Source organism: Micromonospora xinjiangensis (assembly GCF_056150165.1).
On sequence record NZ_JAXCFO010000008.1, the window covers coordinates 95107 to 121307 of the forward strand.

Consider the following 26201-nt stretch of genomic DNA (forward strand, 5'->3'; position numbering starts at 1 on the left):
CGCGCCTCGGTACCCGTAACCACCCCCTGATCAGTGGAGGAAGCTATGGCGGTAACGACCGCGACACGACCGGCCATCTCGGTGTCCGGCCTACGCAAGACCTTCGGGGACAAGGTCGTCCTCGACGGCATCGACCTCATGGTCACCGAGGGGACGGTCTTCTCGCTGCTCGGACCCAACGGCGCGGGCAAGACCACCATGGTGCGCATCCTGTCCACCCTGGTGCCCGCCGACGCCGGGTCGGTCCGCGTCGCCGGCCACGACCTCGGCAGGGAACCTGACGGGGTACGGGCCGCCATCGGGGTGACCGGCCAGTTCTCCGCCGTCGACAACCTCCTCACCGGCGCGGAGAACCTCAAGCTGATGGCCGACCTGCACCACCTCGGCCGCACCGAGGGCCGGCGCCGCATCGCCGAGCTGGTGGAGCGCTTCGACCTCGGCGAGATGGCGCGCAAGCCCACCTCCGTCTACTCCGGCGGCATGCGCCGGCGTCTCGACCTGGCGATGACGCTGGTCGGCGACCCGAAGCTGATCTTCCTCGACGAGCCCACCACCGGCCTCGATCCCCGCAGCCGGCAGGCGATGTGGCAGATCATCCGTGGGCTGGTCACCGAGGGGGTCACCATCTTCCTGACCACCCAGTACCTCGACGAGGCCGACCAGCTCGCCGACCGTATCGCCGTGCTCGACCACGGCCGGATCGTCGTCGAGGGCACCCCCGACGAGCTGAAGCGCCGCATCCCCGGCGGGCACATCCTGCTGCGCTTCGCCGACCCCGCCGCGCTGCACACCGCCGCCCGGACGCTGAGCGTCGCCCAACGCGACGACGACGCCCTCACCCTGCAGGTCCCCAGCGACGGAGACGTCCGCTCGCTGCGGGCCGTGCTCGACCGGCTCGACGACGCGCACGTCGAGGTCGAGCAGCTCTCGATCCACACCCCCGACCTGGACGACGTCTTCTTCGCCTTCACCGGCACGTCCGCCACCGCCGCCGCCGCGCGGCACGACATCACCGAGGGACACCGATGACCAGCCTCGCCTACACCCTCACCGACTCGGCGACGATGTTCCGCCGACAGATCCGCCACATCCAGCGCTACCCCTCGCTGACCGGGATGCTGATCGGCATGCCCGTCGTCTTCCTGCTGCTGTTCGTCTACGTCTTCGGTGAGACGCTCGGCGCCGGGCTTCCCGGCGGAGGCGGCGACCGCGGCGCGTACGTCAACTATCTGGTGCCCGGCATCCTGCTGTTCAGCGTCTCCGGCGCCGCGCAGGGCACCGCCATCTCCATCGCGATGGACACGACCGAGGGCATCGTCGACCGTTTCCGGACCATGGCCATCTCGCGCGCCTCGCTGCTGACCGGGCACGTCCTCGGCAGCCTCGTGCAGACGATGCTCTGCATCGCCGTCGTGCTGGGCGTCTCGCTGGCCATCGGCTTCCGCACCAACGCCACCCCGATCGAGTGGCTCGCCGCCGTGGGTGTGCTCGCCGCGATCGCGTTCGCACTCATCTGGCTGTCGGTCGCGCTCGGCCTGGTCAGCGACAGCGTGGAGACCGCCAGCAACCTGCCCATGTTCCTGGTCCTCCTGCCGTTCCTGGGCAGCGGTTTCGTGCCCACCGACACCATGCCGGCCGGTGTGCGCTGGTTCGCCGACTACCAACCGTTCACGCCGGTCACCGAGACGCTGCGCGGACTGCTGCTCGGCACGGGGATCGGCAACAGCGCGATCATCGCGCTGGCCTGGTGCGTGGCGATCTCGCTGCTGTCCTACCTGTGGGCCAAGCGCGCGTTCCACAACCGAGCCGCCCGCTAGCGCAGCCAGGTTCCCCGCAACCTCAGGGAAGTTGTTGCCTCCGCAGCGCAGGAGGCAACAACTTTCCGCCGTCCGGTCCTCAGACCAGGAGACACTCCCGCATCCGCGCGCCCGGGTTCAGCCCACCGACCACCCGAGGCGCGGCCGGGTCGTGCACGTCGAGGGTGTTGTTGCGGCGCATCAGCTCACGGACCGCGGGCGGCAGCCGGGGCGGATCGTCCACCGCCGCGAGGAGCTGTGCGGCGCACGTGATCAGTCGGTCGGCCAGGGCGGCGGCGTCGGTGTCCACGCGCACCCGGCCGTACTCCCAGCCGGCCGTGGTGAGGTCGAGCACCTCGAACACGTGGGTGAGGAGCGGGTGCGGGTCGGTCACCCGGTCGAGCCGGGGGGCGCGGTCGCCGAGCACCGCGACGGCGGCGGCGACCTGGGCGTACGGGTGGAAGCCGCACGGCAACGTGAACAGCGGCCAGCGCAGCGCCGGGCCTGCTTCCTTCCACAGTGGGCGGTAGTTGCGGCGGTGCACCAGCAGCCGGCGCCCCGTCCGTCGGTGGATCTCGTGGGCCTGGGCCTGCAGGTCCCCGTGGGCCTCCTCGGCGACCTGGCTCACGATCCGCGCCGCCACCACCAGGCCGTCGTCACCGTCGAGAAGCCGGGTGACCGCCTCGACCTGCGCGGGAAAGCGGATCTGCGCGCCGGCGCCGTACCGGTGCTGGACGTCCCGCAGCAGCGCCTGCTGCCGCACCGGATCGAGCTGGACCCCACCGCCACCCAGCAACCGCCGGAGCCACCGCATGTCGCCTCGTTTCAGCAGAGCCGTCCCGGATCGCGGCCATGCTAATGCGTCCGGGCTTCCCCGTACGCCGACGGGGTCCGAGCACGGCACGGGGGCCGCGGCGCGTCGGGAGGTCGGTGCGCCTCACGCGTACGCGAGCAGGAAGTCGACGGTGCCCGTACCGCCGGGTTGGCCGGGCGGGACGCTCAGGCCGGGCTCGCTGTTCAGGACGTAGAACCCGCCGTTGCCGACCAGACGGGGTGTGACGGCCAGCATCTGTGCCGCCATCGTGGACCCGGTCGGTCGCACGACCCGGTCGAGCAGGAGCGTGAAGAGGTTCTCGTTCAGGTTCGCGACGTGCAGCACCCGGTACGACCGGGGTGCCGACGTGCGGGTAGACGACGTGCCCGGGCTGTCCCGGCTGCGCGTTGATCCACGCGTCGAGCCAGCAGTTCGGCGCGTTGGCGGTGGCGATGAACGGGCACTCGATGCCGCTGATCCGGCAGGCGGGGACGAGGAGGAAGTCGTGGTTCGACCCCGAGCCGTTGAGGAGCACATAGGTGGCGGTGGTACGCAGGCACTGGGGGAACGGGGGACCGGTCTTCGTGCCCTGGCAGACCTGCACCCGGTCCCACAGGTCGTACCTCCCGCCGGTGTCGGTCGGATAGCCGCACAGGCTGGACGGCGTGGGGCACGGGGAGCCGCCGGGACCCCTGATCGTGTCGGGTCAGCCTCGACCCGCCGGCCCGGTCAGGGCCGCCGGCGCACCATCTCGGCGATCCAGGCGGGCGCGTAGGGGGACGTGCAACCCGGTGAGGTCGGGTAGTCCTTGAGCACCGCCAGGCGCTCGCCGATGTCGATCGCGCGGGCACGGTGCTCGGCGTGCTCGATCCCGATCTGAGCCAGGCAGTGGTTCATCGCCCACTGGAGGCGACCCGGGGCGTCCCTCATCTCCGCCTCGATGATGTCGAGCAGCCCCGCGAGGTCGAGGCCGTCGGGATTCTTCGCCACCCGTTCGGTGGTCAGCGCCCAGCCGGCGCTCGCGACCACGGGGTCCGGGTCGGCCGACCACGCCAGGCGCAGCTCCTCGGCGTGCGGGTTCTTCTTCACCACGTAGTTCACGAGCCAGTCGTGGACCTTGGGCGTACGTGCCCCGCGCACCATGGCGTCCAACTCGTCCCGCCCGAACGCCTTCGGGCGACAGATCAGGAGCGCCAGCAGCTTCGCCGCCGTGTCATCCGTGGCCCAGAGCTGGCGCGCGAGGTCCTGCTGAGTCTTCAGCCGCTTCGCGAGCGCGCGCAGCGCGCCGAGGTTCACGCCGTGGTCGTCGCCGTGTCGCTCGTTCACCCCGCGCGTCTTCGGGTCGTCGAGCGCGGCCAGCTCCGTCATCACCTCGGCCACCGTCGTCCCGGCCACGTCAGCCTCCCGTCCGTCAGGTGGCAGCGTACGACGGGAGCCGGCCCTCGGTCGCGCACGCCGGTCCGGCGGTGACCGACCGCGTACCGTCCCTGGACGAACCGCGGATCACACCGCGCGGAGCAGCGCGTCGAGGGGCCGGGGCACGCTGTCCCGGTCGACCGCCGCTTCGACGAGCAGGCGCGCGTAGCGCTGGTTGCGGCGCGAGCTGCTGCGCAGGAACCGCCACATCTGCGCCCCGGGCTCCCGACCGCGCCAGGCCGGTTGGCTCTGGAACGAGTGGAACACCCGCAGGTCACCCTGTGCGTCGAAGAGCTCCTCGACGCCCGTGGTGCCCAGGGCGCGGATCAGTTCGTCCTCGAGATCCTTGACGCAGACGTAGAACCCGAGGTCTTCCATGTCGGCGCGCGTGCGCGGTGAGCCGACGTGGGCGGACTCCAGCCCGCGCCGGTACACCTCCTCTTCCCGCAGGTCGCACAGGCCGGCGAGTCGTACCTGGTCGCCCAGGGGGGTCAACCGTGCCAGGAAGTGGCCGATCGCGTGCGCTCCGCCGATCGGCACGATCACGACCCGCTCCGCCTCCAGATCCCGGCCGCGGCCCGCCGCGGCGGTCTCCAGCGCGATCTGGTCGCTGATGCCCTCGACGAGCACCACGGCGGCGGCGGACTCGACCTTCTCCAGCGCGCGGGCCGTGGCACGGATCGAGGCGGAGTTGCCGCCGAGCTGGCCGTCGACCGCCCCGGCCGGGAAGGTGCCAGCGTGTCGGGTCGTGGCCATGGCCGCAATCATCGGTGACGCGCCCGCCGGCGACCAGGGATTTACCCCGGCGACGTCCTCCCGGCGACACGGGCGGACCCGAGGGCGGCCGTTCAGGCCAGGGCGGTGTCGATGAGCGTCGCCGCGGCGGCGCGGGCGTGGTCCGCCGCCTCGCTCGTGCCGGCGATGGCGGCGGTGGTCTGCGCGCCCTCGGCCAGGATGGCGAGTTGGAAGGCGAGCGACGCGGGGCCGCCGGCCTCGGCGACGAGTTCGGCGATGCGGGCCTGGAACTGGGCCTTGTGCTCGCGGACGAGGTTGGCGATGCGGGGTGTGCTCCCACCCAGCTCGCCGAACGTGTTGATGAAGACGCAGCCGCGGAAGTCGTCCTCGTCGAACCACCGGGCGAGCATGTCGTAGACGGCGAGCAGCCGGGCCCGAGGAGTCTCCCCGGTGGCGACGGCTGTCTCGACGAGGCGGTTCCAGGTCTGGCGTCGGCGGTGCAGGACCTCCTCGACGAGGCACTCCTTCGAGGGGAAGAGCTGGTAGAGGCGTTTGAGGGAGACGCCGGCCTCGGCCCGCAGCGCATCCATGCCGACCGTCTGGATGCCGCGGCTGTAGTAGAGCCGGTCCGCGATGGCCAGCACCCTCTCGCGGACCGCCTCGTCGGTCTGTGCCGGCATGTTCGCCTCCCGCTGTCCGGTCCTGGTGACGACGCTCACGGCCGGATGCCCGCTGAGGGACTAGCGCCGAGAACGCACGTTCTCTAGTCTAGTCCACAGATCGGAGAACGACCGTTCTCCGCAGGTACAGGGGAGTCGTCATGCCCTACATCACCGTCGGGACCGAGAACAGCACCACCATCGACCTCTACTACGAGGACCACGGTCAGGGGCAGCCGGTCGTGCTCATCCACGGTTACCCCCTCGACGGGCACTCCTGGGAGAAGCAGAGCGCCGCGCTGCTCGCCGCCGGCTACCGGGTGATCACCTACGACCGGCGCGGCTTCGGGCGGTCCAGCCAGCCCACCGTCGGCTACGACTACGACACCTTCGCCGCCGACCTCAACACCCTGCTCGAGACGCTCGACCTGACCGACGTCGTTCTCGTCGGGTTCAGCATGGGCACCGGCGAGGTGGGCCGTTACCTCGGCCGGTACGGCTCGGGCCGGATCGCCAAGGCCGCCTTCCTGGCCTCGCTGGAGCCGTTCCTGCTCAAGACCGACGACAACCCGACCGGCGTGCCCCAGGAGGTCTTCGACGGGATCCTCGCCGCCGTCACCGCCGACCGGTACGCCTACTTCACCGACTTCTACCGCAACTTCTACAACACCGACGAGACGCTGGGCAGCCGCCTCTCCGAAGAGGCCCTGCGCAACAGCTGGAACGTCGCCGCCGGTGCCTCCTGGTACGCCTCCAGCGCCGCCGTGCCGACCTGGGTCACCGACTTCCGGGCCGACATCGAGAAGATCGACGTTCCGGCGCTGATCCTGCACGGCACGGCGGACAACATCCTGCCGATCGACGCCACCGCCCGCGAGTTCCACAAGCGGCTGCCGGCCGCCGACTACGTCGAGATCCCCGGAGCCCCGCACGGTCTGCTCTGGACCCACGCCGACGAGGTGAACGAGGCCCTGCTGGCCTTCCTCGCCAAGTAGTCCCCACCGCCGGAGCCGGGGTCGCCGCAGCGGGCGGCCCCGGCTCCGGCCGTACCGCCTCGGGGAGCGCCGTGGCAGCGCGGCGCTCCCCGGCGTCGTATCCTGATCGACTTCGGTCTTGACGGGAGGTCGGGTCGGTGGAGTGCGCCCAGGAGATCAGGCAGCGCTGCCACGGCACCGCGGAGCGGCAGGCCGCCGCCCTCGTGGGGGAGCCGCCCGGGACGCGAAGCGGATCATCGACATCGATCTCCTCGTCGAGGACGCGACCGAGGAGAGCCGCTACGTGCCGGCGCTGGAACGGCTCGGGTACCGGCTCGTGCTCCGTGAGCCGTGGTGGCAGGAGCACCGGATGCTCGTCGGCCCGGCGGAGGACATCCATCTGCACGTCTGGCCGCGGGCCGCGCCCGAACCCGTCCGGCACCGGCTGTTCCGTGACCGGCTGCGTTCGCACCCCGAGGACCGGGAGCGCTACGCCGCGGCGAAGCGGCGACTGGCGCGGGAGACCGCCGACCGGCCCACCGACTACAGCCTCGCGAAGACCCCGGTCATCGACGAGATCTACCGGCGCATCTTCGCGGCCGCCGACGCCGGTCGGAGCTGATTCGGGCGCGTCGTGCGGTGACGGTCGCGGCGCGGGCTGGTAAGACATCGGGGGACCCCTCGGTGCGTGCCTGAAATCACGGCTATCTACCGTTCTCAGGAAATTCGCACCGCTTGGGACCGAAACCAAACTTGAACAGTTCCAGAAGAGTGGGCTATGTTCGGGTCATGACGTCCGACTTCGAGACCCAGCTGCGGTCGGTCTCGTTGCGGGTGACCCAGCCTCGGTTGGCGGTGCTCGCAGCGCTGCGCGACCATCCGCACGTCGACACCGACACGGTGATCTCGCTGGTCCGGGCGAAGCATCCCACGGTGTCCCACCAGGCGGTGTATAACGTGCTGCGGGCGCTCACCGACGCCGGTCTGGTGCGGCGCATCCAGCCCGCCGGTGCCACCGCCCGGTACGAATCCCGGGTGGGGGACAACCACCACCACGTCATCTGCCGCTCCTGCGGCTCCATCGCCGACGTCGACTGCGCCGTCGGTCAGGCTCCCTGTCTCACCGCCTCCGACGACCACGGCTTCGCGGTCGACGAGGCGGAGGTCGTCTACTGGGGCACCTGCCCCGACTGCGCGACCGAACGCACGTCCCAGTGATCCGCCAGTTCGGAAGGAAGTAGATGAGCGACACTCAGGACAACGCTCCCGCCAGCGCCCAGGGCGTGGACAAGAAGGCGGCGGCTGGCTGCCCGGTCGCGCACGACTCCGTGACCGCGCACGGCAGCGAGAGCGAGAACCCGGCGATCGACTCGCCGACTCCGAAGACGGGCGGTCGGCCGCGCACGAACCGGGACTGGTGGCCCAACCAGCTCGACCTGTCGGTGCTGCACGCGAACTCGCCGAAGGGCAACCCGCTGGGCCCGGACTTCAGCTACGCGAAGGAGTTCGCCAAGCTCGACGTCGAGGCCCTCAAGCAGGACATCATCAAGGTCCTCACCACCTCCCAGGACTGGTGGCCCGCCGACTTCGGCCACTACGGCGGCCTCATGATCCGGATGAGCTGGCACGCCGCCGGCACGTACCGCATCCACGACGGCCGCGGTGGCGCCGGCGACGGCGCGCAGCGGTTCGCCCCGCTCAACAGCTGGCCCGACAACGCCAACCTGGACAAGGCCCGGCGCCTGCTGTGGCCGGTCAAGCAGAAGTACGGCCAGAAGATCTCCTGGGCCGACCTGCTCGTGCTCGCCGGCAACGTCGCCCTGGAGTCGATGGGCTTCAAGACCTTCGGTTTCGGCTTCGGCCGGGAGGACGTCTGGGAGCCCGAGGAGATCTTCTGGGGTCCGGAGGACACCTGGCTCGGCGACGAGCGCTACGTCTCCGAGAAGGAGATGGTGGGCGACGTCGGCGCGACCGAGATGGGTCTCATCTACGTCAACCCGGAGGGCCCCCGCGGCAACGCGGACCCGGCCGCGGCGGCGCACTTCATCCGGGAGACCTTCGCCCGGATGGCGATGAACGACGAGGAGACCGTCGCCCTCATCGCCGGCGGCCACACCTTCGGCAAGACCCACGGCGCCGGCGTCGCCGACGACCACGTGGGCCCGGAGCCCGAGGCCGCCCCGCTGGAGGCGCAGGGCCTGGGCTGGCTGAGCACCTACCGCAGCGGCAAGGGGCCGGACACGATCACCAGTGGTCTCGAGGTGACGTGGACCGACCGGCCGACGCAGTGGAGCAACCGCTTCTTCGAGATCCTCTTCGGCTACGAGTGGGAGCTCACCACGAGCCCCGGTGGCGCGAAGCAGTGGGTCGCCAAGGACGCCGAGGCGATCATCCCGGACCCCTACGACCCGGCGAAGAAGTACAAGCCGACGATGCTCACCACCGACCTGGCGTTGCGCGTCGACCCGACCTACGAGAAGATCTCGCGCCGGTTCCTGGAGAACCCCGACGAGTTCGCGCTGGCGTTCGCCAAGGCCTGGTACAAGCTGCTGCACCGCGACATGGGCCCGGTCAGCCGCTTCCTCGGGCCGTGGGTGCCCGAGCCTCAGCTCTGGCAGGACCCGGTGCCGGCCGTCGACCACGAGCTCGTGAGCGACGCCGACATCACGGCGCTCAAGGCGAAGGTGCTGGAGTCGGGCCTCACCACCGCCCAGCTGGTCTCGACCGCCTGGGCCTCGGCCGCGAGCTTCCGGTCCACCGACAAGCGCGGTGGCGCCAACGGCGCCCGGATCCGTCTCGAGCCGCAGCGCAGCTGGGAGGTCAACCAGCCCGAGCAGCTCGCCACGGTGCTGAACGTCCTCGAGGGCATCCAGCGGGAGTTCAACTCCGCCGGTGGCGCCAAGATCTCGCTCGCCGACCTGATCGTGCTGGCCGGCTCGGCCGCGGTCGAGAAGGCGGCGCGGGACGCCGGCGTCGAGGTGACGGTGCCGTTCCACCCGGGCCGCACCGACGCCTCGCAGGAGCAGACCGACGTCGAGTCGTTCCGGGTCCTCGAGCCGCGCGCCGACGGGTTCCGCAACTACCTGCGTGCCGGCGAGAAGACCCAGCCGGAGGTGCTGCTCGTCGACCGTGCGTACATGCTCAACCTGACCGCGCCGGAGATGACCGTCCTCGTCGGTGGTCTGCGCGCCCTCGGCGCCAACGTCGGTGGTACGCGCCACGGCGTCCTCACCGACCGGCCGGGCGTGCTCACCAACGACTTCTTCACCAACCTGCTCTCCCCGGGCACGCGGTGGAAGGCGTCGGAGTCCGACGAGCACGTGTACGAGATCCGGGACCTGGCCACCGACGAGGTGAAGTGGACCGCCACCGCGGTCGACCTCATCTTCGGCTCGAACTCCCAGCTGCGGGCGCTCGCCGAGGTGTACGCCAGCGCGGACGCTCGCGAGAAGTTCGTCGCCGACTTCGTCGCGGCCTGGACCAAGGTCATGGAGCTCGACCGGTTCGACCTCGCCTGATCCCACTCCCACCGCCGAGCCCCGGTCGATCCCCGTGATCGGCCGGGGCTCGGTCGTCACCGTCCCCAGCAACCTGTCCATCCCCGAGGCAGGTACATGACCACCGACGCGGCCAGCGACCTGGCCGCCCCGGGCACGCCCGCACGGGCGGCGGTCGACGAGCGCGGCCGCCCCGCCCGGACGTTCACGTCGACGTCGTCGTCCGCTCCGGCGGCACGCGACGACGCGTCACCGCCAGCGGGCGGGACATCTACGCCATCAGCGCGCCGCTGGCGGTCGAGGCGGTCCACCGCATCCTCGGCGGCCGGACGAGGACGAGCGGCGTGCGCCACAGCCGGCCTGACCGGGCGCACGAGGCCGCATGAGCCGCGACCGGCCGGGTAGGCGACCACCATGCGCGTCACCAAGTACCTGCACTCGTGTCTGCTCGTGGAGTCCACCGGGAGCCGGCTACTGGTGGACCCCGGCCGCTTCACCTTCATCGAAGGCCGCGTCACACCCGACGACTTCGGCGACGTGGACGCGATCGCGGTGACCCACCACCACCCCGACCACGCCGACCCGGAGGCCCTGGCCGCGATCGTGCGCCGCACCGGCGCGCCCCTGCTCGGCAACCGACAGACCGCCGATCACCTCCGCGAGCACGGGCTGACGGTCACCGTGCTCGCACCCGGCCGGCACCACGTCGGCGCCATGAGCATCGACGTGATCTCCGCGGACCACGAGCCCGTGCTGGCCGACGAGACACCCGCGAACGTGGCGTACCTCGTCGACGGCCGTGTCCTGCACTGCGGCGACTCCCTGCACCCGGTCCTGTTCACCCACCGGGGCGTCGACCTGCTCGCGGTGCCGGTCATGGGCCCGTACCTGACCGAACGACTCGTCGCCGGCTTCATCGCCCAGCTCCAGCCCAAGGCCGTCGTACCGCTGCACGACGGCTACGCCAAGGACTTCTTCGTCGCCCAGCGCTACGACACCTACCGCCCCTACGTCGAGCAGCTCGGGATCACCTGGCACGACCTCGCCCGGCCCGGCGACACCGCGACCCTCTGACACCGCCGGACCCTCTGCGTGGTCGGCGGACCCGACGGCCGACGGACGCGCCCCGTCCCCGCACCGTCGCGGCGCCCACGGCCGGGCGCCGCGACGGGGGAGCGGGCGGCTCCCTCGTCGCGACGCCCCGCCGGAGTGCGTCAGGCCGGTTCGACGGGCAGCCACAGCTCGCAGGTCGCGGTGCTGAAGTCGTCCGCCCGCTCGAGCACCGCGACGATCGACGGGCCCGGTCGAAGCCGCCACGGGTTGGAGGGGAACCACTCGGTCGCGGTCGCGGCCCAGGTCTGCTGCAGGGCGTGCGGGTACGGTCCGCTGGTGCGGAAGGCCGCCCACGTGCCGGCCGGCACCTCGATGGTGTCGAGGTCGTCGGGGGCCGGCGCCCCGCCGGAGACGGCCACGCCGTGCAGGTAGGTCAGCTCGCTCCCCTCCGTGGCGTCCGGGTCGAGGTCGTCGCAGACCTGCAGCAGCCCCGCGGGCTCGGTGTCGCCGAGCGCCTTGAGCCGCAGATGCTCCTCCTGCGGCAGCGCCGCGATGTGCTGTTGGATGTGCGGGTTGACGCCCCGGTGGATCAACGGGACTCGGGCGGCGTGTCCGACGAGCCGGAACGCGGGTCGGTCGACGATGCGGGTGTGCATGGGGGTGCTCCCTTCGACGGTCAGGTGGAACCTGAGCTGTGGTTGCGTGCGAAGGGGGCCTCCGTCTCGGCGTACGTCACCGGGGCCGGTGCCGTGGACCGCCCGGAACGCGCGTCCGAACGCCTCGGTCGAGGCGTATCCGTGCCGGACCGCGATGCTGAGCAGGTCGTCCTCACCCCGGACGACGTCGGCGGCGGCGACGGTCATGCGGCGTCGGCGCACGTACTCCGACAGCGGCATGCCGGCCAACGACGAGAACATCCGGCGCAGGTGGTACTCGGTCGTGCCAGCCGCCCTGGCCAGCGCGTCGATGTCCAACTCCTCGGTGAGGTGTTCCTCCACGAGATCGACCAGCCGGTTGAGTGCCGAGATCACGAGGCCTCCTTTCGACGTCAAGCCTGGGCGACGGGCCCCGCGCTGCGCCCGACCGTTCCGGTCCGATCCGATCATGCGCCTCCCGGATGCTCGCGCAGGTGGGTCCGCCCGGCGCCCCGAACGCCGGCCGGAGGGGCGGGAGAATGCCGACCTCGGACATCGGCGGCGACAGGGTTTCCCGGGCCAGCGCCGGCCGGTAGGGTGCGCAGCGTGATCGGTTGGACCGTCAGGTTGACCAAGCAGCACGCCCCTGATTCGGTACGGGTCCTGGCCCGGCGTTCGATGCTCGAAGCGCACAACGCGCGACTCCGGCTCACGGTTCCGGTGACCACGCGCTGCGAATACGAGAACATCTACCACTTCACCGTGCACAAGACCGGCAGCCAATGGATCAAGTCGCTGTTCAGCGACCCCGTCGTGTATCGCCACTCCGGGCTGTTGCCCTACGTCCCGCGCCTGTCCAGACGGCGTCAACGGTCCGTGCCCCCGCCCGGTCACATGGCCCTGTCCGTGTTCCTTCCCTACGAGCGATACCGGGCCATCCCGAAACCTGACAAGCACCGCGCGTTCTTCGTGCTGCGCGACCCGCGTGACATCGTGGTCTCGAGTTACTTCTCGCTCCGCAGCTCGCACGCCCCGATGGGTGACATCCCCCGGATCCGGGGCGTCCTGCGGGAGAGCCAGAAGAAGGACGGCCTGCTGCACGTCATCACCTACCTCTCCGAGAGGGGGCTCTTCCGTTCCCTCCGGTCGTGGGCCGTCGCGCCGAGCGCCGAGACCTTCCGGTTGTTCCGCTACGAGGACCTGACCGGAGAGCGGCAGCTCGACGAGGTCGATCACCTGATGCGGCACTGCGGAATCGTGATCCCACCCGACGAACTGGCCGCCCTCGTCTCCCGGTACAGCTTCTCGAAAATGAGCGGCGGCGGCGCGGGGGACCGATCGGGTCACCACTATCGGAAAGGCAAGGCCGGCGACTGGCGGAACCATTTCGACGACGAGGTCCACGAGGCTTTCGTCGCGGCCACGGGTGACCTCGTCGAGCTTCTCGGATACCCCGCGCGGGACCTGACCCACAACGGGGATTAGGACGACGGGAACCCCTCGCGCGCGGCCCGCCGCCACCGTCAGGAGAAATGCGTCTTCGGCCGGGCGAGCCGCTCACCGTCGACGATCAGGTCGACCTTCTCGTTGTAGAAGGCGACCAGCCCGGCGATCGGCAGGAGGGCGCCGGTGGGGAACTCGTAGGACCAGGCCAGGTCCGGGTGGCGGGTGCCACCGGCGTCGACGGACCAGTAGCGGCTGGTGCGGCCCTTGTACGGACAGGCCGTCGTGGTCTCCGACGGTACGAGGTGCGCGAAGTTCACCCCCGTGCGGTCGAGGTAGTAGCGGGTGGGCAGACCGGTCTCGAAGACCAGCACCGGCGACGCCGACTCGGCCAGGACGAGCCCGTCGAGCTCCACCCGTACGTGGCGGGTGGACCGCAGGGCGTCGACCCGCGCGTACGGGTTGCGGGGGTGAACGAAGACCTCCTCGTCCTCCTCGAACCAACTGTCCAGGGCGGCCCACTCGAACCGGACGGTGTCCGCCAGCCCGGGCAGAGCGTCGTCTCCGTACCACCGGGCGGCCGACGGGCGGGAGGTCTCCCCGACCCGTAGCCCGTGCACCCGGCCGGTGCCGCACGGGATCCGCTCCGTACGGTGCTCGTCGACCAGGAAGTCGCGGTTGACGTCGGCGAGCGGGACGTAGTACTGCGGGTAGAACGGCCACTCCCACACGTACTGCGCCCGCTTCGTGTCCAGCACCAACTCGCCCGCGAGGTACGCACGGACGCGGCGCGGCACCGGCTCGACCCGGCGGTCCGGGGTGATCGCCCTGGGGTAATCCGGCATCTTCCCTCTATAACAGAGCGGGATCGAGTGCGTCGGGTCAACGACCGGGAGTCGAGGACCCGGTGTGCGTGGCGCCGGCGGCGGAACCGAGGGGACCGATCCCGGGAACCGACTTGACCCTCACGGTGCGTGAGGCCGGAGGGTGGGGTGCATGAGCGACTACTACAACGCCTTCGAGATCAGCCCCGTGCCCACCCCCGGCCCCGACGCCGTGGCGCCGGAGCCGTTCCGGGGCATCTACGGGATGCCCGCGTTCGTGACGATCCCCACGAACGATCTGGCGGCGTCGGTGGACTTCTGGGTCCGCGGGCTCGGGTTCATCGAGCTGTTCCGCATCCCCGGCACGCTCGTGCACCTGCGCCGGTGGGCGTTCCAGGACGTGCTCCTCGTCTCGGCGGCGAGCGTCCCGGCGGAGCCGCCGGCGATGAGCGTCAGTTTCGCCTGCGTGCTCAACCAGGTCGACTCCGTTGTCGAAGCCTGTCGTGCGGTGGACCCGAACTCGGTCGACGGCCCACGGGACACGCCCTGGAACACCCGCGACGTGGAGGTGATCACCCCGGAGAACGCACGGGTCGTCCTCACCGCGGCGAAGCCCTTCGATCCGGCCAGTGCGGAGGCGCGGAACCTCGAAGCCGTCGGCATCGTCCCGCCCGGCGTCGCTGGCGGCGACAATGGGGACCATGCCTGACACCAGCGACGCCGACGGCCTGACCGTCGGTCAGGTCTCGGCGCGTCTGGGCGTGACGGTCCGCGCGCTGCACCACTGGGACGACATCGGTCTGGCGCGTCCGTCGCTGCGCACCTCTGCCGGATACCGGCTCTACACCGCAGGCGACCTGGAGCGGCTGCACCGCATCGTCGTCTACCGGGAGATCGGTCTGGGCCTGGACGGGATCCGGACCGTCCTGGACGACTCGACCGCGGACGTGACCGACGCGCTGCGCGCGCAGCGCACCCAGGTCGCCCAACGGATCGACCGCCTCCAGCAGCTCGGCGCCGGCCTGGATCGGATGATCGCCGCACACGAGCGCGGCCTGCTGCTCACCGCCGAGCAGCAGGCCGCGATCTTCGGCCCCGGGTGGAACGCGGACTGGCCCGCCCAGGCCCGCCGGCGCTACGGGGACACGACGCAGTGGCAGCAGTACGCCGAACGCGCGGCCTCGCGCGGCCCGGAGGAGTGGCAGGCCGTCGCCGACACCGTCACCGCGTTCGACAGTGCCCTCGCGGACGCGATGGACGCCGGTGTCGCCCCTGGCAGCGCGGAGGCGAATCACCTCGTCGAGCGGCACCGCGAGGTCTTCGCGTCGTACTTCCCCCTCACCCGGCAGATGCAGGTCTGCCTCGGCCGCATGTTCGAGGCCGACCCGGGATTCGCCGCCCACTACGACGGCATCCGCCCCGGCCTCGCCACCTGGTTCCGGCAGAGCATCGACGCCAGCGCGCGCGCCCACGGCATCGACCCCGACACCGCCACCTGGCAGTAGGGCGCGCGGACCTGACGGGGTGCGACTAGTCGCACCCCAGGGCCTCGGCGTAGCCGGCCGGTGGGTTTCCGGCGGCGACCTCGTCGGCGATCTCCCAGAGCACCTCCGGCCAGTCACCCTTCTCGTCCATCCGCCGCAGCACCTGCCACCGGTGGCTGCTGCGCAACGCGTCGCCCGCGCGCTGGAGCGCGGCGTCGTCGCCGCTGCGCTCCGCGCGCAGCCACTCCCGGATCCACGCACAGCCGACGCGACCGGTCACCGCTGCGCCGAACTGGTAGGGGTCGTTGGTGCCGACGCCGCCGAGGGCGGCGACGTCGAACGCGGGCGGGAGCGGCACGTCGGCGAGCAGCCGGGTCGCCTCCGTGACGCCCCGGTCCGGTGTGACGACTTCCGCCGGAAGCGCGGCCAGCCAGGTGCGCGCGTCGACGCGCACGACGTCGGTGAGGAGCCGGTCGAACCCCTCTCGGGTCCAGCGGCCCACGGTGCGCAGTTCGACGAAGACACCGTCGCGGGGCTGGAGCATGACGGCGAAGTCACCGGCCTGGTAGGTGAAGAGGTTCCCGGGCCAGGTGTCCACCGTCACCGGCTCCGGCCTGCCGAGGGAGAGGCGGTCGGTGAGGAAGTCGTCGTGAGCGTCGGCGGGATACCAGTTCATCTCCAGCCCCCGCCTGCCGTTGCTGAACGCGATCGTGCCCTGCTGCTTCGCGAACCCGTAGACCGTGGTCACCGTCCAGCCGGGCTGGTTGACGAGCAGCCGTGGATTCTCATCGGCGGCCCTCATCGCCGCGGCCGCGTACCCAGCGGGGGTTCCGGCGGGGACGGCGGCGCGCTGGTCCGGGTGGTCGCCTTGCCGGGCGGGAACGGCGACGGCGCCGGTGAGGACCGCCGCCGCGGCCACCGCGCCGGCGGCGCGGCGGGCCAGGCCGCGCCGCGCCGGGGGGCGAGACGGCGCCGGTTCGAGGACGCGGTGGAGAGTGGGCACGGACATGATCTCCTCCAGGAGGCGCTGTTGCGCCCCGCCGAGCTGTCCGATGGCATCGGGTCGGTAGGGGTCGGCGTCCCGGACCATCTGGTCGAGGTGCTCGTCGGTCATCTGCCCTCCCTCGGGGCGCGTGCGGTCAGGACGTCGAGTACATGTCCGGGTGGGCCGACGTCGTCACCGATCACCTCGCGCAGCCGGGCTCGCGCGCGCGACAGGCGGGTGCGAACGACGGCCGGCGTCACCTGGAGGACGGCGGCGATCTCACGCGGTTCCAGGCCCTCCCAGACGGTGAGCGTCAGGACCTCCCGGTCCAGCTCGTTGAGGCGGGCCAGTGCGGCCCGGACGGCGAGCCGTTCGGGCACCTCCGTGCCGGGGTCGGCGGAGACGACGTCCCTCAACCGTTGCCGGAGCCGCTCACCCAGGCGCTCACGGCGCAGGCCGGTGCGGTGGTGGTTGGCGAGCACACGGCGGGCGACGCCGTACAACCACAGCCTGACGTCGGGGTCGGGAGGCATCTCGTGGCTGCGGCGCCAGGCCACGAGGAAGGTCTCGGCCACGACGTCGGCGGCGTCCTCGGGCTGCGCGGAGCGCCGAAGGGCGTACGCCAGCAAGGGGTGGAAGTTGCCGGCGTAGACGCGTCGGAAGCGGTCCTCGTGGTCGGTCCCGGAGCTCACACCCACCTCATGTCCGGGAGGGCGCCGATCGTGACAGCGCTGCCGTCGCCCGCACGGCCGATCCGCAATCCGGGTGTGGCACGACAGGGCCGAGGTCCGAGGACGGCGCGGGGGAGAGGCCGGAATTGGCTCTCGGGCGGCCGGCTGACGCGGGCGGCGGACCTGCTCAGGGCTTGCGGGCCACCGCTCCGTACGCGTCGATCGCCTCGGCGTCGGCGTCGTCCGGACGCCACAGCGGAATGGGCACCAGCCCAGGCTCCACCATGGTCAACCCGGCGAAGCAGCCAGCGAGGTCGCGCGGGCTGCGCAGGATGTACGGGACGCCCCCGCTCCGCGCCAGCCGTTCGGCGCCGGCGACCACCGAGGGGCTGGTGTCCGTGCCGTCCCACAGCACGAGGTAGCTGCCGGACGCGGTGGCGCCGACGACCCGGTCGACGATCGAGCGCACCGTGTCCAGGTCCGGTTCGTAGCCCATCACCCCCATGAACATCACGGCGACGGGCCGGTCGAAGTCCAGCGTGCGCGCCGCCTCGGCCACGATCCGGTCCGGCTCGTGGTAGTCGGCGGGCACGTAGGCCGTTACGCCCTCGGAGGTCGAGTCGGCCAGCAACGCGCGGGCGTGCACGAGGACCATGGGGTCGTTGTCCACGTAGACGACGCGCGACTCGGGCGCCACCCGCTGGGCCACCGCGTGGGTGTTCTGCATGGTGGGCAGGCCGGTGCCGATGTCCAGGAACTGCCGGATCCCCGCCTCGGCGGCGAGGAAGCGCACCGCGCGCAGCAGGAACCGGCGGGACTCCCGCGCCATCACGACGATCTCCGGGTAGACCTCGGCCACCGCGTCGCCGGCCGCCCGGTCCGCCTGGAAGTTGTCCTTGCCACCCATCCAGTAGTTCCAGATCCGTGCCGCGTGCGGCACGTCGGACTGGATCTTCGCGGCCAGATCGGCCTCGCGGCCTGCCATGCCGGGCTCCCGTCGATCGGTTGTGGTGTGCCACTGGTCGACACGACGGGCATGCTACCCACGGCGCGTCCACTTCGGATACCGCCGGCCCGGTGGCCGCTCTCGTGACGACGGGATGTCGCCATGTGCCGTACCCCCGGCGGCAACACCATCTTCAGGAGCCGGGTGACCGGACCCACCACGCTGTCGACACGATCTCGCTTCGACAGAGCAGGTGTGGTCCATGACAGACGCTTCCCCGATCAGCCGGCGACATTTCCTCACCCTCGCCGGGGGCACCGCCGGTGCGATCGCCGTCAGCCAGCTGATCGGCCGACTTCCCGCGGCGTACGCCGACGAACTGGATCCGGCGCCGTTCGCCATCGGGGTCGCGTCCGGTGAACCCGACCACGAGAGCGTCGTGCTCTGGACGAGGCTCGTCGCCGACCCGCTCAACGCCGTCGACGGCGGCATGCCCCCGGAGCCGGTCCAGGTCCGCTGGGAGATCGCCACCGACCCGGAGTTCCGGCACGTCGTCGACGCGGGCCGGGTGACCGCCGAACCGGCGTCGGCGCACTCCGTGCACGTCGTGGTCGACGGCCTCAAGGCGGACCGCTGGTACTGGTACCGGTTCAGGGCCGACGGGGTGCACAGCCGTACCGGACGGACCCGGACCTTTCCCCGGCCGGGCGCGAAGGTCGACCACATGCGGTTCGCCTTCGCCTCCTGCCAGTCCTGGGTCGGCGGCCCCTACCCGGCCTACCGGGACATGGCCGGCCAGGACCTCGACTTCGTGGTGCACCTCGGCGACTACATCTACGAGACCACCGACGGCAGCCTCACCGAGTTCCGGCGGCTGCACGCGCTCTACAAGACCTCGCCCGACCTGCGCGAGGCGCACGCCCGGTTCCCGTTCATCCTCACCTGGGACGACCACGAGGTGCAGAACAACTACGCCGGTGAGGTTGCCGGGAGCGCCGGCGACGGGCGGCCCTTCCCGGAGCGCCGGGCCAACGGCTACCAGGCGTACTACGAGCACCTGCCGCTGCGCCCGCACCAGCGCCCGGACGGCCCCGACGCCCTCATGTACCGCCGGGCCGACTACGGCCGGCTCGCGCGGTTCAGCGTGCTCGACACCCGGCAGTACCGCACCGACCAGGCGCTCGGTGACGGGCGCAAGGAGCCCGTCGGCGAGGTGTTCGACCCGGAGCGGACGATGACCGGCCCGGAGCAGGAACGCTGGCTGCTCAAGGGGCTCAGCGACTCCAGGGCGCGCTGGAACGTCATCGCGCAGCAGACCATCATGGCGGAGTTCGACTACGACCTCGGCCCCAAGAAGATCGTCAACCTCGACCAGTGGGACGGCTATCCGCTGGCCCGCGCGCGCATCCTCGACCACATCGCGACGCAGCGCATCGCCAACCCCATCGTCCTCAGTGGCGACTGGCACACCCACTGGGTCAACGACCTGAAGACCGACTTCGGCGACCCGCACGCCCGGGTCGTCGCGACCGAGTTCGTCGGCACGTCGATCTCGTCCGGCGCCGGCTGGGACGCCGACGTGCGCGCCGGCCTCGCGGCCAACCCGCACGTCAGGTTCTACAACGGCAGCTACCGGGGGTACGTGATCTGCGACGTCACCGAGAAGCGCTGGCAGTCCCACCTGCGGATCGTGCTCGACGCCCGGGACGCCGCCTCGCCGGCGTACACGATCGCGGCGTTCGAGGTGCGCGACGGCCGGCCCGGAGCCCGCCGGATCGACGCGGGGGACGGCATCGTCGGGCGCGTCACCGACGCGACCACCGGTGTCGCCCTGCCGAACGTCGAGGTGGCGGTGATCCGGGCGGACGGGAGCCGCCTCGCGTCGAACACCACCGACCCGTCGGGCGAGGTCCTCGCGTTCGCGCCCCCCGGCAGCTACACGGTGGCGGTCAACGGGGTCGGCTACGAGCCGCTCACCCGTCCCGCGACGGTCGTCGAGGGGCGGCCGACCACGCTCGACCTGCGGCTGGCCCGCGCCGCCGTCCGGGCCGGCACCGGCCGGGCGGTGCCCGGCCCGCTGGCCGAGGCGACCCCGGCCGACATCGTCATCGGCAACGACCTCATCGCCATGGCCGTCTCCACCGGGACGGAGGACTCCCAGCTGAGCCCGACGACCGTCGGCAAGCCGCTCGACCTGGCCGCCGTCGGCCGCCTCGACCAGCTCGACTGGATCAACCTGCCGTACGCGTCGGCGACCCGGCCGCGCGGCACGAACGCCTGGCAGCAGCGGACCGTCCGGTCGACCGGTGTCGAGGTGCTCTCGCCCGGCGGCGCCACGGCGTCGGTGCGGGCGGTGGGCGCCAGCACCGCCGTCCCGGACCTCGACGTGGTCACCACGTACACCGTCCGGCCGGGCGAGCCGTGGGTGACGGCGGAGAGCGTCTTCACCAACCGGGGCGCCACGGCCCGCACCTTCTGGGCCGGCGACGCCATCGACTACGACGGCGCCGGCCAGCGCAGCGGGGTGCCGGGCCACGGAACCATCGAGGCCAGCGCGCCGGCCGACTACCCGCCGGCGGCCCCGTGGATCGGAATGACCGGCAGCGACCGGCAGACCTACGGCCTGCTCTACGAGACGGCCGGCTTCGGCGCGTACGCCGCCTACAACTGGGTGATGAGCCAGTACGAGGTGACGCTCGCCCCGGGTGCGGCGTTCACCCTGCGGCGGCGGATCGTCGCCGTCGACAGCGGCGCAGACGCCGACCCGTTCGCGGTGCTCGGCCGCCTCTGAGCGCCCCGGCCTGCGGGCGGCCGGGGTGCGGCCGCCCGCACGCCCCGGCACAGGTCGGCGGGCACGATGACGCGGCGCCGGCCGGCGGCGACCGGCCGGGGCGAACGCCCCGGCGTGCGGCGACCGGATTGACCGCCACGTCGACGGGTAGGGGAGGGCATGCGCGCACCCACCTGGATCACGACCGGCGCGGCCGTCGCCGCGACGGCGGTCGCCGGCGCGGTGGCCACCGACCCCTCCTCGCGCTGGTACCGGAGGCTGCGCAAGCCCCGCTGGCAGCCGCCGCCGGCGGCGTTTCCCCTGGTGTGGACCCCCGTGTACGCGCTGATCGCGGTGGCGGGCACCCGCGCGCTGGACCGCGGCAGCGGCGCCGAACGCGCCGCGTTCGCGCGCGCCTACGCGCTGAACCTGGCGCTCAACGCCGGCTGGACCGCGCTGTTCTTCCGCGCCCGCAGGCCGGCCATCGCGCTGGCCGAGATCGGCGCGCTCAACGTGTCCAACCTCGTCGTGCTGCGCCGTGCCGCCCGCGCCGACCGGGTCGCCGGTCTGGCGCTGGCCCCCTACGCCGCGTGGACGGTGTTCGCCACGGCACTCAACACCGCCATCGTGAGCCTCAACCGGCGCGGGTGAGCTCCCACGGTCCCGCCGGGAGCACGCGCGGCGCGACCCGGCGCCGGTTTCACGAAACCGTCATGGAACCGCAGACGGTTCTCCACGATCCGCACCCAGAGTGGTGGGCGCGTTCGTCGTGACGACTGGAGTGCGAGCCGCGGCGGAACCAGGATCATCGCCACCCCTGCGACGACGCGCGTGACCGGCGACGGCTTCCGGTTCCCGAACGCCTGACTCGCCAGGATCACGAGAGGCACCCGGGTCCGCGGCGCGGACAGCGCCCGGCGGCGGCCCGGGGTCTCGCGACATCACGGAGGATCCCTGCCCATGACCGTGCCCGCGAGAAGGACGGCGACGGAGAACGACCTGCCACCGGGCGACCCGGCGGTACGCCCGGCGCGCCCGCCCCGCCAGGTCGACCGGGTGGTGCTCGGCGTCACCGCCGCCACGTCGGTGCTCTTCGTCCTGTGGGGCATCGTGGCCACCGACAGCCTGGCGTCGGTCACGAGCGCCGCGCTGGACTGGGTGAGCGGGTCGTTCGGTTGGGTGTTCGTGCTGGCCAGCGCCGGGTTCGTGGTGCTGTCGGCCTGGCTCGCGCTGAGTCGGTACGGCCGGATCAAGCTCGGCCGCGACGACGACCAGCCGGAGTTCTCGACCGTCTCCTGGGTGGCCATGATGTTCAGCGCCGGGATGGGTATCGGGCTGATGTTCTGGGGCGCGGCCGAACCGCTGTCCCACCTCGGCACCCCGCCCCGCGGGCTGAACGAGCCGAACACTCCGCAGGCCGCCCGGGTCGCCATGGAGTACTCGTTCTTCCACTGGGCCCTGCACCCGTGGGCGATCTACGCGGTCGTCGGGCTGGCGCTGGCCTATTTCACCTTCCGCAAGGGGCGGCGCGGACTCATCAGCAGCGCCTTCTTCCCGCTCATCGGTGACCGCGCCGAGCGAGGCCCGGGCCGGGCCATCGACATCTTCGCGATTCTCGCGACGCTGTTCGGGTCGGCGGTCTCTCTCGGGCTGGGAGCCCTGCAGATCAACAGCGGGCTCACCAACCTCTGGGGCGTGCCCGCGTCCACCCCGCTCGCGATCGGCATCATCGCCCTGCTCACCGTCGCCTTCGTGATCTCCGCTGTGACCGGCGTCAAGAAGGGCATCCAGTTTCTGTCGAACACCAACATGGTGCTCGCCGTGGCGCTGCTGTTCTTCCTGCTCGTGGTGGGCCCGACGGTGTTCGTCCTGAACACGCTCACCGCCTCCACCGGCGGTTACCTCTACGACCTCATCCCCATGAGCTTCCGCACCGGCGCGTTCGGCGGCGAGGCGTGGATGGCGAGCTGGACGATCTTCTACTGGGCGTGGTGGATCTCCTGGACCCCCTTCGTGGGCGCGTTCATCGCCCGCATCTCCAAGGGCCGGACCATCCGCCAGTTCGTCCTCGGCGTCGTGCTCATCCCCAGCCTCGTCAGCGTCGTCTGGTTCTCGGTGTTCGGCGGCACCGCCGTACACCTGCAACTCGGTGGGACGGACCTGTCGGCCGCCGTCGCCGAGAGCCCGGAGGCGGCGCTCTTCGCGGTGCTGCGCGAGTACCCGCTCTTCACGGTCACGGCCGTCCTGGTCATGGTGCTGGTGGCGCTCTTCTTCGTCAGCGGTGCGGACGCCGCCTCCGTCGTGATGGGCACTCTCTCCTCGCGCGGCGCCATCGAGCCGAGGAACTGGTTGGTCGCCATGTGGGGCACCCTGACCGGCCTGGTCGCCGCGGTGCTGCTGCTCGCCGGGGGCCTGTCGGCCCTCCAGTCGCTGACCATCCTCGCGGCGCTGCCGTTCCTGTTCGTGATGGTCGGCATGGTCGCCGGGCTGCTGCGCGAGCTGCGCCGGGAGCCCGCCACCGCGACGATGGCGCCGGAGGCCAGGGTCCTGGCAGCCGCCACCGCGGGCCCGGCAGCCGCTCCGTCCGACGCGACCTGACCCGCGGCGACGCGGGCCGGGCCGCTGGTGGCCGGCCCGCGTCCCGGGCCGCCCGGGCTCCGCCGTCAGCCGAGCCGGGACACCTGGTAGTGGTTGACGAGCCAGCGATCGCCGATCCGGCGCACGATAACGCCGAGGTGAACGTTCAGGGCCGGCCGGTCGGTGAACGCGAACTCGACGTCCAGGTAGCCGAGGACGACGTCGTCGGCGAGGCGCCGGGTCTCCCGGATCTCGTACGACGCCGTCATGCCGATCGGTTGCGCGTCGTAGTACGCGGCGACGCCACCCGGGCCGACGCTGTAGGGGTGCAGGCCCTGGAAGATCGCGTCGTCGGTGAAGTACGACGCGACCCGCTCGGGGTCGTGGGCGTCGACGGCGGACCGCCACTGGTCGAGGACGCCGCGCAGGATCCCGGTCTCGGTGCTGGTCATGATCGTCTGCTCGACTCTCCAGGTAGGTGGCGGGCCCGGCGGGTCCGGTCTGATCAGCGGGTCGACGGACCCGGGTCGTTCGGGTGCGGCGTCAACGGCGTGACGGTCTCCGTGCGCCAGGCGCGCAGCGGCATGGACGCGAGCACCGCCTCCAGCTCGTCCTCGTCGTCGGCCCGGAAGAGCCCCCACGTCCGCCACTCGCCCGGCCCCAACGGCGGCCGCCACAGCCGCAGAAGGCTCCCCTGCGCCGCCAGCTGTGCCGACCGCGCGGCCTCCCGCTCGCGCATGGCCGCGACCTCGTCGTCGGTCGTGCCCTCCGGCACCGACGTCACCATGTCGACGAAGAACTCCACAGGTTCCCTCCATCGGTCGCGTCGCGCGGCCCGGCCCGCCCGGCGCCGGGGAGCCGCCGCACGCTACCAGGCGGTCGCGCCGCCCTCGACGGGGATGTTGCATCCCGTCAGGTACGCCGCCCGGTCGGAGGCGAGGAACGCGCCCAGCTCCACGACCTCCTCGGGTCGCGCGAAGCGCTTGAGCAGCGTCTTGCGGGTGATCGCGTCCCGGGCCGCCTGGTCGTCGCCCAGGTCCCGGTCGCTGGCCGGGGTCAGGACGGGCCCGGGGCTGATCGCCAGGACCCGGATGCCGTGGGGCGCGCCCTCGAGCGCGAGCTGTCGCGTCATGCCGATGATCCCGGCGTTCGCCGCGCAGTGCCCGACCATCGGGGGAACCTCGCCGGCGATCATCGCGGCCATCGACGCCACGTTGATGATGACGCCCCCGCCCCGCTGGACCAGGTGCGGCCACGCGAACTTCGACACGAAGAAGGGGATGTCCAGTTCCCCGGTGATGGTCGCCCGCCAGTCCTCCACCGAGAAGTCGGGCATCGGACCGAACCGCAGCGAGGCGGCGTTGTTGTAGACCACGTCGAGCCCGCCGTAGGCGGCCACGGCGTCCTCGACGAGCTGCCGTACCGCGTCCGGGTCGGTGAGGTCGACCGGCGCGACACCGGTCATCTCCCCGCCGTCTCGCCGGACCAGAGCCGCCGTCTCGTCGTTGCCGGCGGCCTGGATGTCGCAGCCCACGACCTTCGCACCCTCGCGGGCGAAGACCAGTGCCGCGGTGCGGCCCATCCCACCACCGGTGCCGGTGACGAGCACGACCTTTCCGTCGAGCGTTCCCATGGAACTCCTCCAGGTGAGCGACCTGCTCCGGCGGCTCCCTCCGGCGATCGCGGGATCCCACAGCCGCCGCGCCCCCGACGGTGTGGGGGTGGCTTCGGCCGCTAACCCGCACGGTACGCGGCGAGGGGGTGCCGCCGGTCGCGGATCGGAGGAAAGCAATCCGGGTGCTCAGGCCGGCGGCGTGGCCCGACGTGCCGGCACCGCCAGCGCGGCGAGCAGGGCGATGGCACCGGCGATGCCCAGCGCCGCGAAGCCGAGACGGTAGCGGGCCTCGGTCGGCGGGCGGTGTGGGCGCTCAGGGCGCCGCCCATCAGCGCCGCGCCCACGCCTTCTCGTGCTCGATGAGGTGGCGTGCGGGCCGACCGGCACCGCCCGGCCCGCCGCCGGCGCCGCGCCCCGGACTCCTCGGTCGCGAGTCGTCACGGGTCGCGGTGGCCGTCTGCCGGCCCGACCCGGTCGGGCCGGCGGACGGCGGGCACCGGCGGCGTGTCCTCCGGCTCGTGGCCGAAGGGACCGGCGGCTGTTACCGCGGCAGGCCCTGGTAGTCGGCCTGGCCTGCGATCTGCCCGCCGTCGCCCGCCACCTCGCTGCCGGTGACGAACTGCGAGTCGTCGCTGGCGAAGAAGAGGACGATCCGGGCGATGTCGTCGGGCTGCCCGACGCGACCCAGCGCCACGCCGCTGGTGTCGAAGGTGACCCCGCTCGTCATCGGGGTGCTGATCTGACCGGGGTGGACGGCGTTCACCCGGATCCCGTACGCGCCCAGCTCCAGTGCGGCGGTCTTCGTCAGGCCGCGGACCGCCCACTTCGAGACGACGTACCCGGACATCCGGGGGACCCCCTGCAGGGCGCCCACGGAGCCGATGTTGACGATCGAGCCGCCACCCGCCCGCTTCATCGCCGGCACCACGGCCTGGATGCCGTTGAAGACCCCGATGAGGTTGACGTCCAGCGTGCGTTGCAGCCGCGCGGTGTCCCACTGTTCGAGTGGGGCGGGATCGGCGATGCCCGCGTTGTTGACGAGGATGTCGACGGACCCGAACCGCTCCTCCGTCCGCCGGACCAGGGCGGCCCACTGCTCCGGTGACCGGACGTCGAGTCGCTCGACGACGGCCCGGGGCCCGATCTCGGCGGCCAGGGCCTCGGCCGCCGTGACGTTCACGTCGGCGACGACCACGTTCGCGCCCTCGGCCACGAGCCTTCGGACGGTGGCGGCGCCCATGCCCATCGCGCCGCCGGTGACCACTGCCGTCTTTCCTGCCACTCGTTCCATTGCGAGTTCCTCTCTC

Annotated in this window: 27 protein-coding genes and 1 pseudogene; 13 read left to right on the plus strand and 15 right to left on the minus strand. The window is 71.9% G+C overall.

Annotated elements, in window-relative coordinates; all coding sequences use genetic code 11:
• Positions 1–45: 45 nt before the first annotated feature.
• On the plus strand, positions 46–1029 hold the full coding sequence (locus SM573_RS25660; protein WP_474610856.1) for an ATP-binding cassette domain-containing protein: 984 nt from the start codon (positions 46–48) through the stop codon (positions 1027–1029).
• The gene (locus SM573_RS25665; protein WP_474610855.1) at positions 1026–1817 is read left to right on the plus strand and encodes an ABC transporter permease; all 792 of its coding nucleotides are present in this window, start codon (positions 1026–1028) and stop codon (positions 1815–1817) included. The genes SM573_RS25660 and SM573_RS25665 overlap by 4 nt, the downstream gene beginning before the upstream one ends.
• A gap of 79 nt (positions 1818–1896) precedes the next feature.
• Here the strand turns inward: SM573_RS25665 and SM573_RS25670 are convergent, their stop codons facing one another.
• The 6 genes and pseudogenes from SM573_RS25670 to SM573_RS25695 all read right to left on the minus strand — a co-directional run bounded on the left by SM573_RS25670 (position 1897) and on the right by SM573_RS25695 (position 5441).
• Positions 1897–2610 carry a hypothetical protein gene (locus SM573_RS25670; protein WP_474610854.1) on the minus strand — a complete coding sequence of 238 codons (714 nt, stop codon included), beginning with the start codon at positions 2608–2610 and terminating at the stop codon, positions 1897–1899.
• Positions 2611–2733: 123 nt separating this feature from the next.
• On the minus strand, positions 2734–2955 hold the full coding sequence (locus SM573_RS25675) for a hypothetical protein (RefSeq protein ID WP_474610985.1): 222 nt from the start codon (positions 2953–2955) through the stop codon (positions 2734–2736).
• 124 nt (positions 2956–3079) lie between these two features.
• Positions 3080–3214 (minus strand): annotated as a pseudogene (locus SM573_RS25680) (CDP-diacylglycerol diphosphatase); the annotation flags it as partial.
• Positions 3215–3339: 125 nt separating this feature from the next.
• Positions 3340–3978 (minus strand): DNA alkylation repair protein, encoded by a 639-nt coding sequence (locus SM573_RS25685; RefSeq protein WP_474610982.1) that lies wholly within the window; start codon positions 3976–3978, stop codon positions 3340–3342.
• A 135-nt stretch (positions 3979–4113) separates the two neighbouring features.
• Positions 4114–4782 carry a TOPRIM nucleotidyl transferase/hydrolase domain-containing protein gene (locus SM573_RS25690; protein WP_474610853.1) on the minus strand — a complete coding sequence of 223 codons (669 nt, stop codon included), beginning with the start codon at positions 4780–4782 and terminating at the stop codon, positions 4114–4116.
• A gap of 92 nt (positions 4783–4874) precedes the next feature.
• On the minus strand, positions 4875–5441 hold the full coding sequence (locus tag SM573_RS25695; RefSeq protein ID WP_474610852.1) for a TetR/AcrR family transcriptional regulator: 567 nt from the start codon (positions 5439–5441) through the stop codon (positions 4875–4877).
• Between the two features lie 140 nt (positions 5442–5581).
• On the opposite strand from SM573_RS25695, the gene SM573_RS25700 reads away from it, so the two are divergent.
• The 5 genes from SM573_RS25700 (at position 5582) to SM573_RS25720 (ending at position 10965) form a co-directional block, all read left to right on the plus strand.
• A complete protein-coding gene (locus SM573_RS25700) occupies positions 5582–6415 on the plus strand; it encodes an alpha/beta fold hydrolase (protein WP_474610851.1) in 834 nt (277 codons plus the stop codon).
• 142 nt (positions 6416–6557) lie between these two features.
• Entirely contained in the window at positions 6558–7016 is a 459-nt protein-coding gene (locus SM573_RS25705; protein ID WP_474610850.1) for a GrpB family protein, read from the plus strand.
• A 167-nt stretch (positions 7017–7183) separates the two neighbouring features.
• The gene (locus tag SM573_RS25710; RefSeq protein WP_474610849.1) at positions 7184–7612 is read left to right on the plus strand and encodes a Fur family transcriptional regulator; all 429 of its coding nucleotides are present in this window, start codon (positions 7184–7186) and stop codon (positions 7610–7612) included.
• 23 nt (positions 7613–7635) lie between these two features.
• The gene (gene katG / locus SM573_RS25715) at positions 7636–9912 is read left to right on the plus strand and encodes a catalase/peroxidase HPI (RefSeq protein WP_474610848.1); all 2277 of its coding nucleotides are present in this window, start codon (positions 7636–7638) and stop codon (positions 9910–9912) included.
• 393 nt (positions 9913–10305) lie between these two features.
• On the plus strand, positions 10306–10965 hold the full coding sequence (locus tag SM573_RS25720; protein WP_474610847.1) for an MBL fold metallo-hydrolase: 660 nt from the start codon (positions 10306–10308) through the stop codon (positions 10963–10965).
• 140 nt (positions 10966–11105) lie between these two features.
• Here the strand turns inward: SM573_RS25720 and SM573_RS25725 are convergent, their stop codons facing one another.
• Positions 11106–11975, minus strand: coding sequence for an AraC family transcriptional regulator (locus SM573_RS25725; protein WP_474610846.1), 870 nt, complete (start codon positions 11973–11975; stop codon positions 11106–11108).
• A 210-nt stretch (positions 11976–12185) separates the two neighbouring features.
• On the opposite strand from SM573_RS25725, the gene SM573_RS25730 reads away from it, so the two are divergent.
• Positions 12186–13064 carry a sulfotransferase domain-containing protein gene (locus SM573_RS25730; protein ID WP_474610845.1) on the plus strand — a complete coding sequence of 293 codons (879 nt, stop codon included), beginning with the start codon at positions 12186–12188 and terminating at the stop codon, positions 13062–13064.
• Between the two features lie 38 nt (positions 13065–13102).
• On the opposite strand, the gene SM573_RS25735 is transcribed toward SM573_RS25730, so the two are convergent.
• A complete protein-coding gene (locus tag SM573_RS25735; protein WP_474610844.1) occupies positions 13103–13867 on the minus strand; it encodes a DUF427 domain-containing protein in 765 nt (254 codons plus the stop codon).
• A 151-nt stretch (positions 13868–14018) separates the two neighbouring features.
• Here SM573_RS25735 and SM573_RS25740 point away from each other — a divergent pair, with 151 nt between their 5' ends.
• Both SM573_RS25740 and SM573_RS25745 read left to right on the plus strand, forming a co-directional pair.
• The gene (locus SM573_RS25740) at positions 14019–14555 is read left to right on the plus strand and encodes a VOC family protein (RefSeq protein WP_474610843.1); all 537 of its coding nucleotides are present in this window, start codon (positions 14019–14021) and stop codon (positions 14553–14555) included.
• Positions 14548–15351 (plus strand): MerR family transcriptional regulator, encoded by an 804-nt coding sequence (locus SM573_RS25745; protein WP_474610842.1) that lies wholly within the window; start codon positions 14548–14550, stop codon positions 15349–15351. The genes SM573_RS25740 and SM573_RS25745 overlap by 8 nt, the downstream gene beginning before the upstream one ends.
• 25 nt (positions 15352–15376) lie before the next feature.
• Here SM573_RS25745 and SM573_RS25750 read toward each other — a convergent pair whose 3' ends face one another.
• The 3 genes from SM573_RS25750 to SM573_RS25760 form a co-directional block, all read right to left on the minus strand.
• Entirely contained in the window at positions 15377–16444 is a 1068-nt protein-coding gene (locus SM573_RS25750) for a hypothetical protein (protein WP_474610841.1), read from the minus strand.
• Positions 16441–17007, minus strand: coding sequence for an RNA polymerase sigma factor (locus SM573_RS25755; protein ID WP_474610840.1), 567 nt, complete (start codon positions 17005–17007; stop codon positions 16441–16443). Before SM573_RS25755 ends, SM573_RS25750 begins: the two co-directional genes overlap by 4 nt.
• Before the next feature lie 166 nt (positions 17008–17173).
• Positions 17174–17971 (minus strand): SAM-dependent methyltransferase, encoded by a 798-nt coding sequence (locus SM573_RS25760; protein WP_474610839.1) that lies wholly within the window; start codon positions 17969–17971, stop codon positions 17174–17176.
• A gap of 223 nt (positions 17972–18194) precedes the next feature.
• On the opposite strand from SM573_RS25760, the gene SM573_RS25765 reads away from it, so the two are divergent.
• From SM573_RS25765 to SM573_RS25775, 3 genes are all read left to right on the plus strand, one after another.
• Positions 18195–20723 (plus strand): alkaline phosphatase D family protein, encoded by a 2529-nt coding sequence (locus tag SM573_RS25765; RefSeq protein ID WP_474610838.1) that lies wholly within the window; start codon positions 18195–18197, stop codon positions 20721–20723.
• A 159-nt stretch (positions 20724–20882) separates the two neighbouring features.
• Positions 20883–21353: a TspO/MBR family protein gene (locus SM573_RS25770; protein ID WP_474617251.1), complete on the plus strand. Its 471-nt coding sequence runs from the start codon at positions 20883–20885 to the stop codon at positions 21351–21353.
• 309 nt (positions 21354–21662) lie between these two features.
• Complete coding sequence (locus tag SM573_RS25775; protein WP_474610836.1) at positions 21663–23300, plus strand: BCCT family transporter; 1638 nt, start codon at positions 21663–21665, stop codon at positions 23298–23300.
• A 65-nt stretch (positions 23301–23365) separates the two neighbouring features.
• On the opposite strand, the gene SM573_RS25780 is transcribed toward SM573_RS25775, so the two are convergent.
• The 4 genes from SM573_RS25780 to SM573_RS25795 all read right to left on the minus strand — a co-directional run bounded on the left by SM573_RS25780 (position 23366) and on the right by SM573_RS25795 (position 26185).
• Complete coding sequence (locus SM573_RS25780; protein ID WP_474610835.1) at positions 23366–23731, minus strand: nuclear transport factor 2 family protein; 366 nt, start codon at positions 23729–23731, stop codon at positions 23366–23368.
• A 53-nt stretch (positions 23732–23784) separates the two neighbouring features.
• Positions 23785–24084: a muconolactone Delta-isomerase family protein gene (locus SM573_RS25785; protein ID WP_474610834.1), complete on the minus strand. Its 300-nt coding sequence runs from the start codon at positions 24082–24084 to the stop codon at positions 23785–23787.
• A 63-nt stretch (positions 24085–24147) separates the two neighbouring features.
• Complete coding sequence (locus SM573_RS25790; protein ID WP_474610833.1) at positions 24148–24912, minus strand: SDR family NAD(P)-dependent oxidoreductase; 765 nt, start codon at positions 24910–24912, stop codon at positions 24148–24150.
• A gap of 523 nt (positions 24913–25435) precedes the next feature.
• Positions 25436–26185 (minus strand): SDR family NAD(P)-dependent oxidoreductase, encoded by a 750-nt coding sequence (locus SM573_RS25795; RefSeq protein ID WP_474610832.1) that lies wholly within the window; start codon positions 26183–26185, stop codon positions 25436–25438.
• Positions 26186–26201: the final 16 nt, after the last annotated feature.

What these genes read in the sequence shown, in the direction of transcription:
- SM573_RS25745 (WP_474610842.1), top strand. Translation starts at nt 14,548, where the DNA reads ATGCCTGACACCAGCGACGCCGACGGCCTGACCGTCGGTCAGGTCTCG.
- SM573_RS25660 (WP_474610856.1), top strand. Translation starts at nt 46, where the DNA reads ATGGCGGTAACGACCGCGACACGACCGGCCATCTCGGTGTCCGGCCTA.
- katG (WP_474610848.1), top strand. Translation starts at nt 7,636, where the DNA reads ATGAGCGACACTCAGGACAACGCTCCCGCCAGCGCCCAGGGCGTGGAC.
- SM573_RS25765 (WP_474610838.1), top strand. Translation starts at nt 18,195, where the DNA reads ATGACAGACGCTTCCCCGATCAGCCGGCGACATTTCCTCACCCTCGCC.
- SM573_RS25780 (WP_474610835.1), bottom strand. Translation starts at nt 23,731, where the DNA reads ATGACCAGCACCGAGACCGGGATCCTGCGCGGCGTCCTCGACCAGTGG.
- SM573_RS25700 (WP_474610851.1), top strand. Translation starts at nt 5,582, where the DNA reads ATGCCCTACATCACCGTCGGGACCGAGAACAGCACCACCATCGACCTC.
- SM573_RS25775 (WP_474610836.1), top strand. Translation starts at nt 21,663, where the DNA reads ATGACCGTGCCCGCGAGAAGGACGGCGACGGAGAACGACCTGCCACCG.
- SM573_RS25760 (WP_474610839.1), bottom strand. Translation starts at nt 17,971, where the DNA reads ATGGCAGGCCGCGAGGCCGATCTGGCCGCGAAGATCCAGTCCGACGTG.
- SM573_RS25750 (WP_474610841.1), bottom strand. Translation starts at nt 16,444, where the DNA reads ATGACCGACGAGCACCTCGACCAGATGGTCCGGGACGCCGACCCCTAC.
- SM573_RS25770 (WP_474617251.1), top strand. Translation starts at nt 20,883, where the DNA reads ATGCGCGCACCCACCTGGATCACGACCGGCGCGGCCGTCGCCGCGACG.
- SM573_RS25690 (WP_474610853.1), bottom strand. Translation starts at nt 4,782, where the DNA reads ATGGCCACGACCCGACACGCTGGCACCTTCCCGGCCGGGGCGGTCGAC.
- SM573_RS25695 (WP_474610852.1), bottom strand. Translation starts at nt 5,441, where the DNA reads ATGCCGGCACAGACCGACGAGGCGGTCCGCGAGAGGGTGCTGGCCATC.
- SM573_RS25670 (WP_474610854.1), bottom strand. Translation starts at nt 2,610, where the DNA reads ATGCGGTGGCTCCGGCGGTTGCTGGGTGGCGGTGGGGTCCAGCTCGAT.
- SM573_RS25720 (WP_474610847.1), top strand. Translation starts at nt 10,306, where the DNA reads ATGCGCGTCACCAAGTACCTGCACTCGTGTCTGCTCGTGGAGTCCACC.
- SM573_RS25795 (WP_474610832.1), bottom strand. Translation starts at nt 26,185, where the DNA reads ATGGAACGAGTGGCAGGAAAGACGGCAGTGGTCACCGGCGGCGCGATG.
- SM573_RS25710 (WP_474610849.1), top strand. Translation starts at nt 7,184, where the DNA reads ATGACGTCCGACTTCGAGACCCAGCTGCGGTCGGTCTCGTTGCGGGTG.
- SM573_RS25790 (WP_474610833.1), bottom strand. Translation starts at nt 24,912, where the DNA reads ATGGGAACGCTCGACGGAAAGGTCGTGCTCGTCACCGGCACCGGTGGT.
- SM573_RS25735 (WP_474610844.1), bottom strand. Translation starts at nt 13,867, where the DNA reads ATGCCGGATTACCCCAGGGCGATCACCCCGGACCGCCGGGTCGAGCCG.
- SM573_RS25740 (WP_474610843.1), top strand. Translation starts at nt 14,019, where the DNA reads ATGAGCGACTACTACAACGCCTTCGAGATCAGCCCCGTGCCCACCCCC.
- SM573_RS25685 (WP_474610982.1), bottom strand. Translation starts at nt 3,978, where the DNA reads ATGACGGAGCTGGCCGCGCTCGACGACCCGAAGACGCGCGGGGTGAAC.
- SM573_RS25665 (WP_474610855.1), top strand. Translation starts at nt 1,026, where the DNA reads ATGACCAGCCTCGCCTACACCCTCACCGACTCGGCGACGATGTTCCGC.